The sequence below is a fragment of the Helicobacter pullorum NCTC 12824 genome (assembly GCF_017979475.1).
Taxonomy (GTDB): domain Bacteria; phylum Campylobacterota; class Campylobacteria; order Campylobacterales; family Helicobacteraceae; genus Helicobacter_D; species Helicobacter_D pullorum.
Genome location: NZ_JAERIT010000006.1, coordinates 22,718 through 37,720 on the forward strand (window position 1 = coordinate 22,718; position 15,003 = coordinate 37,720).

The 15,003-nt window shown below is 34.3% G+C and carries 14 protein-coding genes and 1 pseudogene; 1 reads left to right on the forward strand and 14 read right to left on the reverse strand.

Features of this window, described 5'->3' with window-relative positions:
- Positions 1-2 precede the first annotated feature (2 nt).
- The 9 genes from efp to JJQ98_RS05720 all read right to left on the reverse strand — a co-directional run bounded on the left by efp (position 3) and on the right by JJQ98_RS05720 (position 9,897).
- Positions 3-566: an elongation factor P gene (efp, locus tag JJQ98_RS05680; protein WP_005022452.1), complete on the reverse strand. Its 564-nt coding sequence runs from the start codon at positions 564-566 to the stop codon at positions 3-5.
- An 11-nt stretch (positions 567-577) separates the two neighbouring features.
- Positions 578-1,501 (reverse strand): class II fructose-bisphosphate aldolase, encoded by a 924-nt coding sequence (locus JJQ98_RS05685; protein WP_005022451.1) that lies wholly within the window; start codon positions 1,499-1,501, stop codon positions 578-580.
- A 9-nt stretch (positions 1,502-1,510) separates the two neighbouring features.
- Complete coding sequence (locus tag JJQ98_RS05690) at positions 1,511-2,329, reverse strand: peptidyl-prolyl cis-trans isomerase (RefSeq protein WP_005022448.1); 819 nt, start codon at positions 2,327-2,329, stop codon at positions 1,511-1,513.
- Positions 2,330-2,491: 162 nt separating this feature from the next.
- Positions 2,492-4,333, reverse strand: a complete 1,842-nt coding sequence (locus JJQ98_RS05695; RefSeq protein ID WP_040500000.1) for an ammonia-forming cytochrome c nitrite reductase subunit c552 — start codon at positions 4,331-4,333, stop codon at positions 2,492-2,494.
- Between the two features lie 20 nt (positions 4,334-4,353).
- Positions 4,354-4,827, reverse strand: coding sequence for a cytochrome c nitrite reductase small subunit (gene nrfH / locus JJQ98_RS05700; protein WP_005022445.1), 474 nt, complete (start codon positions 4,825-4,827; stop codon positions 4,354-4,356).
- 163 nt (positions 4,828-4,990) lie between these two features.
- Positions 4,991-5,623, reverse strand: a complete 633-nt coding sequence (locus tag JJQ98_RS05705) for a trimeric intracellular cation channel family protein (RefSeq protein ID WP_005022444.1) — start codon at positions 5,621-5,623, stop codon at positions 4,991-4,993.
- Positions 5,623-6,819 carry an HD domain-containing protein gene (locus tag JJQ98_RS05710; RefSeq protein ID WP_060661599.1) on the reverse strand — a complete coding sequence of 399 codons (1,197 nt, stop codon included), beginning with the start codon at positions 6,817-6,819 and terminating at the stop codon, positions 5,623-5,625. The genes JJQ98_RS05705 and JJQ98_RS05710 overlap by 1 nt, the downstream gene beginning before the upstream one ends.
- Before the next feature lie 249 nt (positions 6,820-7,068).
- The gene (locus JJQ98_RS05715) at positions 7,069-8,565 is read right to left on the reverse strand and encodes a flagellin B (protein ID WP_151105071.1); all 1,497 of its coding nucleotides are present in this window, start codon (positions 8,563-8,565) and stop codon (positions 7,069-7,071) included.
- 186 nt (positions 8,566-8,751) lie between these two features.
- Positions 8,752-9,897, reverse strand: coding sequence for a tyrosine-type recombinase/integrase (locus JJQ98_RS05720; RefSeq protein ID WP_151105070.1), 1,146 nt, complete (start codon positions 9,895-9,897; stop codon positions 8,752-8,754).
- Positions 9,898-10,045: 148 nt separating this feature from the next.
- Between JJQ98_RS05720 and JJQ98_RS05725 the strand changes: the two are divergent.
- A pseudogene (locus JJQ98_RS05725) lies at positions 10,046-11,194 on the forward strand (flagellin); the annotation flags it as partial.
- A 29-nt stretch (positions 11,195-11,223) separates the two neighbouring features.
- Here JJQ98_RS05725 and JJQ98_RS05730 read toward each other — a convergent pair.
- The 5 genes from JJQ98_RS05730 to msrA form a co-directional block, all read right to left on the reverse strand.
- Positions 11,224-12,150, reverse strand: coding sequence for a Ppx/GppA phosphatase family protein (locus JJQ98_RS05730; RefSeq protein ID WP_151105069.1), 927 nt, complete (start codon positions 12,148-12,150; stop codon positions 11,224-11,226).
- Complete coding sequence (locus tag JJQ98_RS05735; RefSeq protein ID WP_151105068.1) at positions 12,150-13,391, reverse strand: ATP-binding protein; 1,242 nt, start codon at positions 13,389-13,391, stop codon at positions 12,150-12,152. Before JJQ98_RS05735 ends, JJQ98_RS05730 begins: the two co-directional genes overlap by 1 nt.
- Positions 13,384-14,052 (reverse strand): response regulator transcription factor, encoded by a 669-nt coding sequence (locus JJQ98_RS05740; protein WP_005022433.1) that lies wholly within the window; start codon positions 14,050-14,052, stop codon positions 13,384-13,386. The genes JJQ98_RS05735 and JJQ98_RS05740 overlap by 8 nt, the downstream gene beginning before the upstream one ends.
- Positions 14,053-14,415 (reverse strand): hypothetical protein, encoded by a 363-nt coding sequence (locus tag JJQ98_RS05745; RefSeq protein ID WP_151105067.1) that lies wholly within the window; start codon positions 14,413-14,415, stop codon positions 14,053-14,055.
- Between the two features lie 62 nt (positions 14,416-14,477).
- Positions 14,478-14,966 (reverse strand): peptide-methionine (S)-S-oxide reductase MsrA, encoded by a 489-nt coding sequence (gene msrA / locus JJQ98_RS05750; protein WP_151105066.1) that lies wholly within the window; start codon positions 14,964-14,966, stop codon positions 14,478-14,480.
- Positions 14,967-15,003: the final 37 nt, after the last annotated feature.

Consider the following 15,003-nt stretch of genomic DNA (forward strand, 5'->3'; position numbering starts at 1 on the left):
CCTTATTTTACTTTATCCAAATATTCACCTGTTTCTGTATTGACGCGAATAATATCACCTTCTAATACATGGTAAGGGACTTGCACAACTGCACCTGTCTCCAATGTTGCTGATTTTTTGCCTGCACTAGCAGTATCGCCTTTGAAATTTGGTGGAGTTTCTACAACCTTTAATTCCACCACTTGTGGAACATCAACAGAAATCGCCTTGCCATTGTGGAATAAAATGCTAACTAGCATAGAATCAATCATCCATTTTGCCACATCGCCCACTTGATCCTCACTCAATCCAATTTGTTCATAAGTCTCATTATCCATAAATTGAAAAAATTCCCCATCATGATAAAGAAATTGCATTGATTTTTCTTGCAAATTTGGCTCTTCGCATTTATCGCCCGCATGAAAGGTTTTTTCCAAAACTCTCCCATCTAAAAACGATTTTATTTTAACCCTTACAAATGCAGCTCCCTTACCCGGCTTCACATGCTGATACTCTGTGATTCTGTATGGAATCCCCTCTAACTCAATCTTTAAACCCTTTTTTAAATCACTCATTGAATAAGCCATTTTTTTCCTTTTTAAATTTTATTTGAACTTCCTAAAATATCCATTCTTTCTGCAATTACTTTTATCATAAAATCTTTTGCTGGTGCAAAAAACTTCCGCAAATCAAATTGAGTTTTATCCTCATTTGCTACACGCCTTACTTCTGACATAAATGCGATTCTCAAATCAGTGTCTGTATTGATTTTATTAATTCCGCCTTTAATTGCTTCTTGCAAAAACTCAAAAGGGACTCCTTTGCTTCCTTTTAAATCCCCTCCACTTTCCAAAAATGCCTCTCTCACATTTTGAGGAATCGCACTTGCACCATGCAACACAAGCGGAATCTTTGTGCGTTTTTTGACTTCTATTAATCGTTCAAAATCAAGCTTTGGCTCTCCTTTAAACTTAAAAGCACCATGACTTGTCCCAATTGCTGGAGCTAAAAAATCTACTCCAGATTCCTTAACAAACTCTTCTGCTTCTTGTGGATTTACCAAACAAGCATCTTTTTCATCTACAGAAATATTATCTTCAATCCCCATTAATCTTCCAAGTTCAGCCTCAACGCTTACCCCTGCAATATGAGCTACTTCAACTACCCTTTTTGTTTCTGCTAAATTTTCTTCAAAAGGATGATGACTAGCATCAATCATAACCGAAGTAAAACCTGCTCTAATAGCCTTAATACAAGATTCAAAACTCGTCCCATGATCCAAATGCAAAGCCACAGGAATATGCGGATATCTTTGTGCTAGGATTCTCACCATCCCAACAGCCATATCAATCCCCATATACTTGATAGCACCTTCACTTGCTTGCACAATGATTGGAGAATTTTTGAGATTTGCCGCTTCAAAAATGGCACTTAGCATTTCATAATTGACAAAATTAAAAGCCCCAACTCCATAATTTTCTTTATTTGCCTTATCTAAAATCGCATTTCCACAAACTAGCATTACTACCCTTTATTTAGCAGTAATTTCTACTTTTGCTTTCTTACGCAACTCTTGACCTTCTTTTTTTACATTTTCTTGGAATTTCATCAAACGCAAATTTTGTTCAATTTGCCCTTTTACATCTTTGAGTGCTAAAGTTGTAGTAGGTTTTTTATCCTCTACATAAATAACATGATAACCAAATTGAGTTTTAACCGGAGTTTGTGTATATTGTCCTTTATTAAGCTTAAATGCTGCATCAGCAAATTCTGGGACAACTTGTCCTCTAGCAATCCAACCAACATCACCGCCATTTTGAGCGCTTCCATCTTTTGATTTTGATTTTGCAAGTTCTTCAAATTTGGCAAGTGAATTTTTACCTGCTCTTTTAACATCTGAAATGATATTTTTTGCTTCTGTTTCACTATTTACCAAAATATGTCGCACCTTCGCAACTTCTGGTTGAACAAATTTTGTTTTATTGTCATTATAAAATTTTTCAATTTCAGAATCACTTACTCTAACTTTTTCCATTTCTTGACGCATCCAAACTTCTAAAGCCAAATCATCTTTTACGCTTTCAAGTGCATTTTTGAAATCTTTTGTTTTCTCCACTCCATCTTTTTTAGCTTGCTCGATAAGCAATTTTCTCTCAATAGCTTGATTGATTACTTGACTTTTAGCATCTTGTGGTAATTGTGCAAAAGAAACTCCGGGCATTGCTCTCATAAGTGCTGCGATATCTTTTTCGGTAATTTCATCTCCATTTACCTTTGCAAAAGTCTCTGCAAAACTTACTCCTTGGAATAAAGCAAACGCCAATGCTGAACTTAAAATCATTTTTTTCATTTTTAAACCTTGTTAAGAAATTTTTTAGAATTTTACCTTGAAATTTTTAAATATTCCATTAACCATTTCAAGTTTTAGATAAAAACAATTAAAAATATAAACTTTATTTTTAAAATGCAGAAAACATAAGAATACTAGAAATTCTAGTATTCTTTGTTTGAATTAGTAAGAAGAAGTTTTAGAATCAATAACCTTATAATTATAAGGCTTATTGTTTTTGTCCATTTCTAAAAGTTCTTTTGGAGCTGGACCATTAATTTCTTCGTGCTTATAATATCTCTCACCTGCTTTGTGTCCGTTCAAATCCACTTTGTAGCGAATCTCTCCAGGATTTAGCTTTTGGATATCCTCAAAGCCCAAATTAGAAGTTTTGAAGTCCTTAATCCCATTTGCATTTGCAATTTCTACTAGCTTTGTTTGTCCCATTCTAGCCATTTCAACAGCTTGAAGCAACATTCTGCTTGCCTCTCTTGGATTGTGGAATCCTGTAGAATTTTCTGCACCTACAAAGTCACCTCTCATTTGTCCTTTTCTATGCAATTCCAAAGGCTCTTTTAAAACCGCTGAAATTTTGGCATTATCTGGCTTACCATCACTTTGATATTCAGGTAATTGTCCTAATTTTTCTCTCAATACCTTAATATCTTCAATCAAGCTCACAGTAGCATATTCTGCACTTCTTAAATCAAAAGCAACTGATTTTTGAATATCCAAAACTTGTTGTTTTAAATATTCTTCGCTTTGTGTATGGCAAGTTTTACAAGCTGCGTTAATATCTTGCAATGGCGAAGTAATGTTGTGTTGAGTCATTTTTTTAGCCCCTTTTCTAATATAAGGCATATGACAATCTGCACAACTCACGCCATTAGCTGCATGCACACCACCGCTATAAAGTTCTGATTCTGGGTGCTGAATCTTTAGCATAGGTGCTTTTGTAAATTTATGCTCCCAATCTTTATCAAATACATTTCTTACTTTTTCATAATGTGCATCAAACATTTCAATTCTAAATGGCTCATTTTTCTTCCATTCACTCCATGGGAATACAAGCTCCAACCCATCAACTTCAATTTCTGTTGGTTTATTTCCATCTCTCCAAACATCAATTTCATCATAAGTTTTTTGTGTGCCATTCCACCATTTTTTACTTGGATCATTAGCAATAGATTCTCCCATTACTTTGACTTTTGTCCCTGTTGGTTTGAAATAATATTCTACATGGCATTGAGAGCAAACCAAAGTTCTCATTTCTTCTCTTGTAGCTTTTACTCCCGTAACAGAATCTGGCTCATAACCTCTACTTACCAAAGCATTAATTGCAGCCTGTCTTGTTAAACGCAATTGCATGTCATTTGGATTGTGGCAATCTGCACAAGTTACACCCATTCTTGTTCCACCATGGGGACCGCTATGATCAGCCACACCTTCTACTTCAGGCACATTTTTAATCATTGTCCAATATTTTGTAGAGTTAAAAGAAATCCATTTTTCTTCTGGAGTATCTCCAATCCCTACATTTTTAAGCAACCAAGGACTCCAACCACTATGACAATTCATACAAGCTGTTGGCTGTCCGCCAAATGCACCAAATCCGTGAGCATTCAAAAAGTCTTTGTTGTTTCTTGCAGTATCCATTTGATCTACTTGAATCCAAAAATGTCCTCTTTCTTCATTAGCATCAATGCTAAAAGGATATCCAGCCCAAAGCACGGTAAGCTGTGGATAACGAATCAATTTTGAATAAGCTAAATTTCCTCCAAACTCTGTTACAATTGGTTGCTCTCTCTCAACTGTGAGATACATATCCAAATAATCTGGAAAATTTTGCCCCCAATGATCAAATGTCGGATTATCATCACTCATTTCTACAAAGCCTTTTGAGCTAATTCCACCTGTTCCTTCTGATTGCTTTTTGGTGATATCTGAATTTAACCATAACAATCCCGCAACAACAATCACAGCAATTACCACTAAAATAGGCATTACAAGCGATTTTTTTTGCATTTTAACCTCCTAAAAATAAATTAAAAACCTCTTTTATGTCCCACACCAGTATGGCATGATACACAACTAAGTGAGCCATTTCCATGTGGATTTGTCGTCGGATTTACAACATTGCTTACCATTTCGCTATGACAACGCACACAATTATCTTGAATCATATTTTTAGATTTTTGTGTTGCAGTTAAATTTGTCGGTAAGACATCTAGCTTAAAGGTAAAAGCATAAGCATGTCCTATCCCACTTTCTGCTTTTGCAACCCACTTCTCCACAAAACTATGTGGCAAATGGCAATCATTACAAGTTGCGCGTGGCTTACCTGCAATTTTCTGTGAATGCGAACCTCTTGACCAATCATTATAAACATCATTCATAATGTGGCAATTATTACAGGCTTCGCTATCATTGCTAAAATAAGACATTCCTTTTGCATTATAAAAAGTATAAAGTCCAATCACAACGATTAAAACACACAAAATCCCAAGCAATCCTGCCATCAATGAGAGCGGTTTTTTAGGCTCATTACCTTCCAATTTGCGCTCCTTAAAAGATTTTTTGAATCTAAAACACTCCTCTTTGGCTTTAAATCCAATAGTAAAATTCTAATTGTTTTTTTTGAAATTTTCCTTGACTTAAGTCAAAAAGTAAATCAATGGTAAATCAATTATTTTTAGGAGTGTATTTAAAAGTTGGCAATCCCAAATGATAACGAATAGCAATAATTCTAGCAATAAACCCCACAAGCAGGGCAAAAATCACTATAAAATTCTCATCTAATTTAAAATAGTTTTGTGCAATAAACTCCAATGCAACATACAAACTTCCAACCAACAAAGCAATGCTTGCATAAAGTTCTTTTTGAAACACCAAAGGGATTCTTGCACAAAAAATATCTCTCAAAATTCCCCCAAAAACTCCTGTAATCACAGCTCCAGCGACTGCCATTGCTCCACTTGGGTGAAAGTCCATACCAATCCTTGCACCAATCACACTAAAAACCGCTAAGCCAAGTGCATCTAAAATCAAAAATGCCTTTTCAAACCTTTCTACAAAATAAGGTATCCTTGTCGTAATCAAAGCAGCTATGCAAACCATTGCCAAATATTCTGGGTGCGCTACCCAAGTCAAAGGATAATGTCCAAATAAAATATCCCGTATTGAACCTCCTCCAATTGCTGTAACACAAGCGATAAAAATCACTCCAAACCAATCCATATTATGCCTACCAGCAGCCAATGCTCCTGTCATTCCCTCTGCAATAATCCCAATAATATACAAAATTGTTAAAAGCATTATTTAAAATCCCTAAACAAATAGCCCAAATCTATTCCATTAAGATTTTTTGCATTATACAAATATTCTAAATTCCTTGCACCTTCCTCTAATTCCTTGCTAGAAATCCCATGACTTATGGAGATTCTTGCTTCCAAAAATGCACTTAAATGGTCACAATATTTCAAAAATTCTCCAAAAATAGCACAATTAGAATCTTGATTGTATTTTTGCAAAATATCCTCTCCTTTGGGGAGATAAATCACTTCATTTGCCTTTTTGTAACGATTCACAAATTCATTTTGCGTAAAATAAATAATATCTTGCTTAATTGCCTCTGGAACTTTTGATAAGATTTTTTCTTTTACCGCTTCTTCTTCAATTTGCTTAATAAACTCATCCAACCCCTCTACACTCCGCTTAATAGGGGAGATAATATCGCGCGTAAGAATCTCTGGTAAATCATGGAATAATCCACACAAAAAATGATTGATTTGCACTTGCCTACAAAATCCCAAATCATAACCCAACAAATAACTACACAATGCCACAATCAAAGTATGCCCCAAAACAGAAGTCGCAGGGATTCTAGGTGTTTGACTCCAGCGTTTTTGGAATCTCAATTGCCCAAACATCGCAACAAGCTCTCGTATATCCTCGTATAACACGATTTGCTTAATCCCTGCTAGATGATAATGTTCTTCTACTTGCCTATCAATAATATTTTTAATATTTTGAACATCATACATTTTAGGATTAAAATGATAAATAATGTCAAATTCCCATTTTGAAGCATAATAATGCGATGCTTTAAGAATCTCTTTTTCAAGATTCTCAATATTGCCATATAAATATTCCCTCATTTCAGCAAAAAAACTAAACTTCCCCAAATCTTCTTCTAACTCTTTACAAACAAAATCTACAAGCTCTTTATTATGCTTATTAGCAAGCTTATGGAATACAGGTGGCTTAATATCTGTCAAAATAATTCTCTCAAAAAACTCATAACAAAACTGCAATATCAGCCTCTCCCAATCCACTTTTCTACCATTTTCTATTTCTTCAAAATGTGCCAAAAGATAAGCAATGACAATTTTATGAGCCTGTTTATCTAGCTCATAAAACTCCACTGGAGTGGCTTGATCATTCCACCTGCGAATATTTGCAGCTACAAAGATTCTACGCAACAATGCAATATTTAAAGTCGGCTTTCTCATTTTATCCCCTCTTGAAATAATCTCTATTTTGGTAAATTAAAAATATCAAATACAATAAAGTTACAATGCTAACAATAATCTTTTCATAAAATTCCAAAAGAAACTCCAAAAAACCAAATAATTGTATTATTATAATATTTAAAAGATTTTAATGCAAAAGAATGAAGAAGTTTTGTAATAATTAATGCTATAAACAAAATAAAACTTCCCTCTAGCCCTAAGGCTAGTGAGAAGCCAAAATATTTGTAACTACTGAAGAAGTCTTAAGATATTTTGTTGCACTGTGTTAGCTTGACTCATTGCATAGCTTCCAGCTTGTGCAAGAATGTTAAGGTTAGAGTAGTTTGCTGATTCACTAGCGAAATCTACTTCTCTAATTCCTGATTCAGCAGATTTTACATTCACTTGAGTGATTGTAATATTATTGATAGTAGATTGCATTTGTTGTTGGACAGAACCAAGGTCTGCACGAATAGTATCAAGTTGTTTGATTGCAGATTCTGCAATATCCATTACAAGCATTGCACCTTTAAGAGTTGTAACACCTGCTCCAAGAGTTCCACCAAAGTCTAATTCAGCATTTGCAGAGTTGATTCCAGCATTTGCACCAATAGCAGATTTAATATCCGCACTTAATTCACCTTTGATTTGTCTGAGAGTAGTAGTAGTTTGAGCTGCTGCTGAACCAATTGAAGTTGTAACATCATCTAGCCCTGTTCCACTTACTTTAATATCCCCAGCACCAAGTTTAGTTAATGTAAGAGAACCAACTGTTGTCCCTGCTTGCACTGCAGTAGCAGCACTTAAACCTTCACCGGTAATATTAATTGCTCTACCATCAGTAGAAGTAAGTTGCAATGAACCATCTCTTGCAATAGAAGCTTCAACCCCTGTAGTATCTTTGTAAGCATTGATTGCTTGAACCAATCTATTATCTTTGTCGTTTGCTTGAATGCCTGTAATATTACCAATACTTACACCATTGATTGTTAAGCTTGTAACATCACCACCGGTAATAGCTGATGCACCACCAGCAATAACTGTATAATCTGCACGCACACCACCTAAATTATCAGAATTTTTATTGATCGCTTCTGCGACTGCACCAAGACCTGTTCCAGCTGAAGTAGAGATAACAACACTCTCGATACTTACATCTTGTCCGCCATTAGTTGCTATGAAGTTTAATGCTACATCACCTGTTGCGGTAAATTTCATTGTCTCACTTCTAACATGTCCGATTTTATCAGAGCTTGTTGCACCAATACTTGCACGGATTGTTTGGTTAGAATATGCACCTACTTGGAATTCTTTATTAATAAAACTACCTGCAAGTAGATTCAAACCATTATAAGAAGTTGTTTGAGCAATATTATCTAATGATTCTATAAGTCTGTTAATATCTGCTTGTATCGCTGTTCTTGTAGTTGTAGTTTGACCATCTTGAGCAGCTTGTGTCGCTTTTGTCTTAATAGTATCAAGGATTTTTACTTGCTCATCCATTGCTTTATCGGCAATTTGGATAATTCCCATACCGTCATTTGTGTTACGAATTGCTTGACCCAACGCATTTGCTTGAGAACGCAAACTATCAGCAATCGCCATACCTGAAGCGTCATCTTTAGCAGAGTTGATTCTCAAACCTGAACTTAGTTTTTGCAAAGAACTAGAAAGACTAGTTTGTGTGAAAGTACTTTGAGCTGTTGCATTTAATGCATTAACATTCGTATTGACTTGAAAAGCCATTTTAAACTCCTTTTATATTGCCTCGCCTTCCTTGGCTTAGCTTGTAATTTAACCCTTCAACAAAAAAGCTTTTGCAAGAACAACTCTTGCTAACCAACTTCCTTGTTTGGTTATGTGATTATATCGGATATTTTTTTAAAAACTTTAATAAAATTTGGATATTTTTATCAAAAATTGACAATCATTTTAATTTTGATAGCATAAGCAATATTCTTTAGAATCTCGCAAATAAGCCTCTAATGCTTCAATGATATATTGTTTTATTTTTTCTGCCACCTCTTCAAAATTATTTGACATTGGATAAAATTTTTGAATTTTTCTTTTTCGTGGATTTAGAAATAACGCTCTAGGTTTCTTTTTGTTTTTGATAAAACGTGTGTAAATATTATAGGTAATGCTTAAATTCTTGTGTCCTAGCTGTGTGCTTACCCACAAAGGTTCTTCCCCTTCATTAAGCATAATAGAAGCGTAAGTGTGCCGCGTAATGTAAAGTTTTCTATGTTCAAATCCACAAATTTGCAATAAGTTTTTCCAATAAGTCATAATTTTAGCCCTAAATCTGCCAAAATTCTCTTCAAAAATAAAATCTCCATTTTTTGAAGCAAGCATTTTTTCTAGTGTTTCTTTCACTGGAGGAAGCATATCAACATTGCGTTTTGAGCTTTTTGTCTTTGGTAATCCTAATCCCAAATAACTCCCTGTTTTTTCCACTAGAATAGAATTGTTTTTAAAATCAATACAATCCCATTTTAGAGCCACAATTTCTCCTATTCTCATCCCACTGAAAAATGCAATTTGAAGATAATTAGCAAAATAAATAGGATATTCTTTTTTGGCAGTAGCAATCAAATACTTTACCTCCTCAAGATTAAATGGTGTGATTTCTTTACTATCCTCAAGATTGGTTAATTTTTTGGAAAAAACGACATTTTTACTAACTTTGTCTTCTGCTAATGCTATTTTAAAAATTTCTTTTAGGGCATAAATAATATTTTGTATAGTTACTTTGCCTAGCCCCTCTTTGATAAGATAGGTATAAAAGTTATCTATATCATCTCTAGTGATTGTGGCAAGAGGTTTTTTGCCTAGAAATTGACTGATTTTGCCATAAGCATAAGAATAATATTTTTGGGAGCTTGGTTTAAGCGTATTTTTGCTTTTGTATATTTTATTTAAAAAAGCATTTAAGCTGTAATTATCGTGTTTGTTTTTTATATTTTTGGTGTTACTTAGATGAAAACTAATAAGTCTTTGATAATTTTTTGATACATACTCTCTATTTTCTTTTGTATTAGGTAATTTGGTAGAAAATCTTATCCTCTTTTTATTCAAAGTGCAATGAATATAAATTTTTTCATTTCTAATAACAATTTTTCCTTACATTAAAGGCTCCTTAATTAAATTAATTAGTTAAATAATATAGCAAAAGTTTTCAAAATAAAAATTCTTATCTTTATTCTTTAAAGGCACATTTTCTAAAGAATCATTAGATAATATTGCTCAAACAACTTCTTATAATGGTTTAAATCTACTTGCAGGTAGTTTTACTAACAAAGAATTCCAAGTAGGTGCATATTCTAACCAAACAATCCGTGCAAGTATTGGTGCGACAAGCTCTGATAAAATCGGACATGTTAGAAGTGAGACAATGAAATTTACTGCAACAGGTGAAGTAGCATTAAACTTCATCGCAACTAATGGAGGACAAGATGTAAGTATTGAGAGTGTTGTTATCTCTACTTCAGCTGGAACAGGTCTTGGTGCAGTAGCAGAAGCAATCAATAAAAATTCTGATAATTTAGGTGGTGTGCGTGCAGATTACACAGTTATTGCTACAGGTGCAAATGCAATCGCAGCAGGTGATGTTACAAGCTTAACAATCAATGGTGTAAGTATTGGTAATATTACAGGCATTCAAGCAAACGACAAAGATAATAGATTGGTTCAAGCAATCAATGCTTACAAAGATACTACAGGGGTTGAAGCATCTACAGATAAAGATGGACGATTAGTGCTTACTTCTACTGATGGTAGAGCAATCCAAGTAAGAGGTTCTGGTATGAGTGCTGGTGGTGTTGCCGGTATCGTAGTGTCAGGTACTACAGCTACTATTGTCGGTTCTCTTACATTAACTAAACTTGGTGCTGGAGATATTAAAGTAAGTGGAACAGGGTTGGATGGTGTTACAACTGCAATTGGTTCAGCAGCAGCTCAAACTACCACTACTCTCAGACAAATCAAAGGTGAATTAAGTGCGGATGTTAAATCTGCTATTGGTGCAAATGCTGGTATAAATTCTGCAAGTATAGACTTTGGTGGAACTCTTGGAGCAGGTGTTACAACTCTTAAAGGTGCAATGCTTGTAATGGATATTGCAGAATCTGCAATCAAACAACTTGATACTATTCGTGCAGACCTTGGTTCTATCCAACAACAAATGCAATCTACTATCAATAATATTACAATCACTCAAGTGAATGTAAAATCTGCTGAATCAGGAATTAGAGAAGTAGATTTCGCTAGCGAATCAGCAAACTACTCTAACCTTAACATTCTTGCACAAGCTGGAAGCTATGCAATGAGTCAAGCTAACACAGTGCAACAAAATATCTTAAGACTTCTTCAGTAGTTTATTTCTACCCTTCTTGGGTAGGAATTTTATATTTGCTTATCTAAAATTCCCAAAATTGCAGCACCTTCACGGACTCCCTCATCAAGAATTAAGCACTCTTGAAAATCCAAAATTTCCATAAACAACAAAAACAACACAATTCCAAATGGCACCACATCAGCCCTAAATACCCCAACTAGATTTTCACGCTCTTTGTGACTTAAAGCCAAGAATCTTTCTAGCTCATCTCTAAAATCTACCCTATGCAAAGTCTCTCCAAAAACCTTTTTTGAATCATATTGTTTTAACCCCATTTTAAAAGCACAAACCATTGTTGGAGTGCCACTATTTGCCACCAAAAACTTTGCTTTTCTCCCCTGTTTTTGATTCTCTTCAATAAACTTTTGAATCGGCGCTAAAACCTCATCTTTGCATTCAAGAAGATTCTCTATACTTTTATATTTATCTTTTGCTTTTACAATCCCTATTTCAAAACTTTTTGCAAAAATCCCCTCTTTGGTGCAAAAAATAAACTCACTACTTGCCCCTCCCATATCCACCAAAACATAACAATCTTGTTTATACTTTGGATTTGTTTTCTGCAGATTTTCTATTGCCATTTGCGGAGCTAATGAAGTGATATAGGCTTCCTCATCTCCCTTGATAATCTTAAAACAAATCCCACTTGCTATCTCAATAGCTTTCAAAATCTCTTGATTATTCTTAGCTTGTCTTATAGCTTGAGTTGTAAGTGCGACGATTTTATCCTTTGGGGTCACCCTTAATTCCTTTTTCATTCTCTCCAATCCCGCAATAATCCGTTCTAATGCATTCTTGCAAATCTCTCCACTTTCTTCTAACCCCTCTGAAGTCCTCACTACTTCTTCATATTCACAAAGCACTTGATACTTTTCATTCATTCTTACCCCACGCAAAGAATTGCTTCCCAAATCAATCCCGATACACTCTTTCATTACAATGCCTTAAAAATAATCATAAAATAATGCCGATTTGCTTTATACTGATATTCTAGCTTCAAATGGTGCATTTCTAAAATCCCCTTGATAATCCCCAACCCCAAGCCATATCCTTGAGTTAATTCATGTTTTTTGTCGCGATAAAAAGGTTCAAAATATTCTTGAATATTCTTTTGCAATCTTTCCCCCTCATTACTCACTCCAAGACAGAATCTCTCTTCGTCCCACCTTTGTGTAAAAACTTCAATTTTCCCATCGCTTTTATATTTCCTTGCATTTTCAATCAGATTCTTTAAGGCTATGGAAAGAAAATTCAAATCTCCAAAAATCTTGAAATTTTCTTGTATTTGAATTTCTAATTCCGCCTCATCGACAAATATATGATTCAAGGTTTCAAGCACCAAAGTTTCTACAAAAAACTCTTTAAACTCTAGCAAATCCTTACCTTCTTGCACTTTTTCAAAAGTTAAAATTTGGCTTGTTAGTTCATCAAGATTCTTAATGGCTTTGTTTAATATCTCTTTTTGAGGATTTGGAGGCATTAGTTCTAAGGCAAGTTTTGCTTTAGAAATTGGAGTTTTTAGCTCATGCCCGATATTCCGCAAAATAAACTCTCTTACCTCCATAAGTTTAGAAATTTTTATCGCCATTGCATTAAAGCTTCTTGCCAAAAGTGCTTGTTCTGGCTCTTTTGGGACTTTAATGCGCACTTTATAATTTCCTTTGCTAAATTCTTCCAAAGAATTGCGTAAAATTTTCATTGGATGCAAAATCGCCAAAATAATTGCAAAAGTCAAAAACAAAATCAAAAAGTCCAACAAAATCCACCAATTCAAATTATTTCCAAAAGATAATTGCTCTTTGAAATTTTTTTGTGCTATGTAAGATTCTCCCAAATATTCTAACCCAAACCCATAATCTTGATGAATCTTGAAAATTTGCATTTTAGCCAAAGAATCGCTACTTTTATAAATCACAACCGCTTCTTTTGGGATTTTATCCACACGCACAAAACCATAGTTTTTGATAAGAGTTTGGATTCTGCGGATATTTCCATTGATGAGCTCTAGCATAGATTGCTGTGCCAAAAAAGTCGTTTGTGAGATGATTTTCTCTTCCTTTTCCCTCAAACTTGAAATATTCAAAGAATAAGTAATAATCGCACTAATCACAATCGAAACAAAAAAAAGTAAATAAATCTGAACAAACAAAGAAGGATAAAGCCACTTTTTAATCACAGAATTTATACCCTATTCCCCAAACAGATTGTATGTATTTTGGCTCTTTTGCATCATCTCCTAGCTTTGCACGTAAATTTCTAATATGCGTATCAATGCTTCTTAGTGAAGAATCTGGAGCAATACTTGAAATAGCTTGTGAGAGAGATTCTCGCGAATAAGGTTTGCCCTTATTAGAAATTAGAAGATTCAATATTTCAAATTCCGCTGGAGTAAGATCTATAGAGTATCCATCTAAGGTTACTTTGCGTTTATTGCTATCTACTTCCAACTCCCCACAACGCAAAACTTGATTAGCAGAATACCGCTTCAACAAGGCATTAATTCTAGCCACAAGCTCAATAGGCTCATAAGATTTTGCCAAATAATCATCTGCTCCTCGCTCAAACCCCAAAATCTTGCTCCCAATATCTCCTCTAGCTGAGGACATAATAATAGGCAAATCGCTGATTTCTCGCATTTTCTTGCATAACTCCAATCCGTCCATTTCAGGCAACATAATATCCAATACTGCTAAATGAAAATTTTGTTTTGACTTCAACATCTCCAAAGCCTCTTTTGGACTATCTGTCGCCACTGCTTCCATTCCACTTTTTTTGAGATAATCCACCAAAAGCTTTTGCATATCCAAATCATCTTCCACAATCAAAATCTTATACATTTAATCTTCCCCTATAAATTCCATCAAATTAACAATTTCTTGTTCATCCAAAATTTGCCCAATACTCCTATAAAATGTGATTTTAGCGTGAATATAATCTTGATAAATATTTTCTAATTTTCTTTGATATTCTACAAAATTCACACTTCCATAACCATTTTTTGCAATCTCAGATAAAATCCCATATTCCACAATTTCATTATTTTTATGATAATTCTGCCTTTGTTTATAAAATTCAATCATCGCTTCTCTCAAAACTTCTTTTTTTGCATTAGGAAGCTCCAAAAACTTCAATCCCTCTTCGATATTTTTTGCTCCAAGATTTATACCAAAAATCAATAAAAAAACAACCAAAAAACGCATACTTTACACCTAATCTTTTTGATGAGATTCTACTCCAAAAATGTTAAGCCATTCTTGATATTTCATTCCAACGCCTTGCTTAAATCAATATGACAATAGCCATTAGGATTTTTGGCGAGGTATTTTTGATGATAAGATTCTGCAGGGTAAAAATTTTCTAATTCCAAAATTTCTGTAACAATTTCTTGGGGTAAAGATTTTTGTAGATTTTCCACAAACTTTGCCACTTCTTGAAGCATTTTAGAATCCAAAGTATAAATTCCACTGCGATATTGTGTCCCAAAATCATTGGCTTGGTAATTCAAACTAAAAGGATTGACAATCTCAAAAAACCTCTCCAAAATTTCCCTCAAAGATAAAATATCACTTTCATACACTATTTTAACTGCCTCCACTGCCCCCGTGATTCCACTACACACTAGCTCATAGCTGGGATTTTCTATTTTGGAATTTGCATACCCAACCTCAGAATCCACCACACCCCCAACCAAATCAAAATACCCCTGAATCCCCCAAAAACAACCCCCTGCTAAATAAATCACTTGTTGCACAAAAAACCTTTAAAGAAATATTATTATTGTATAATCA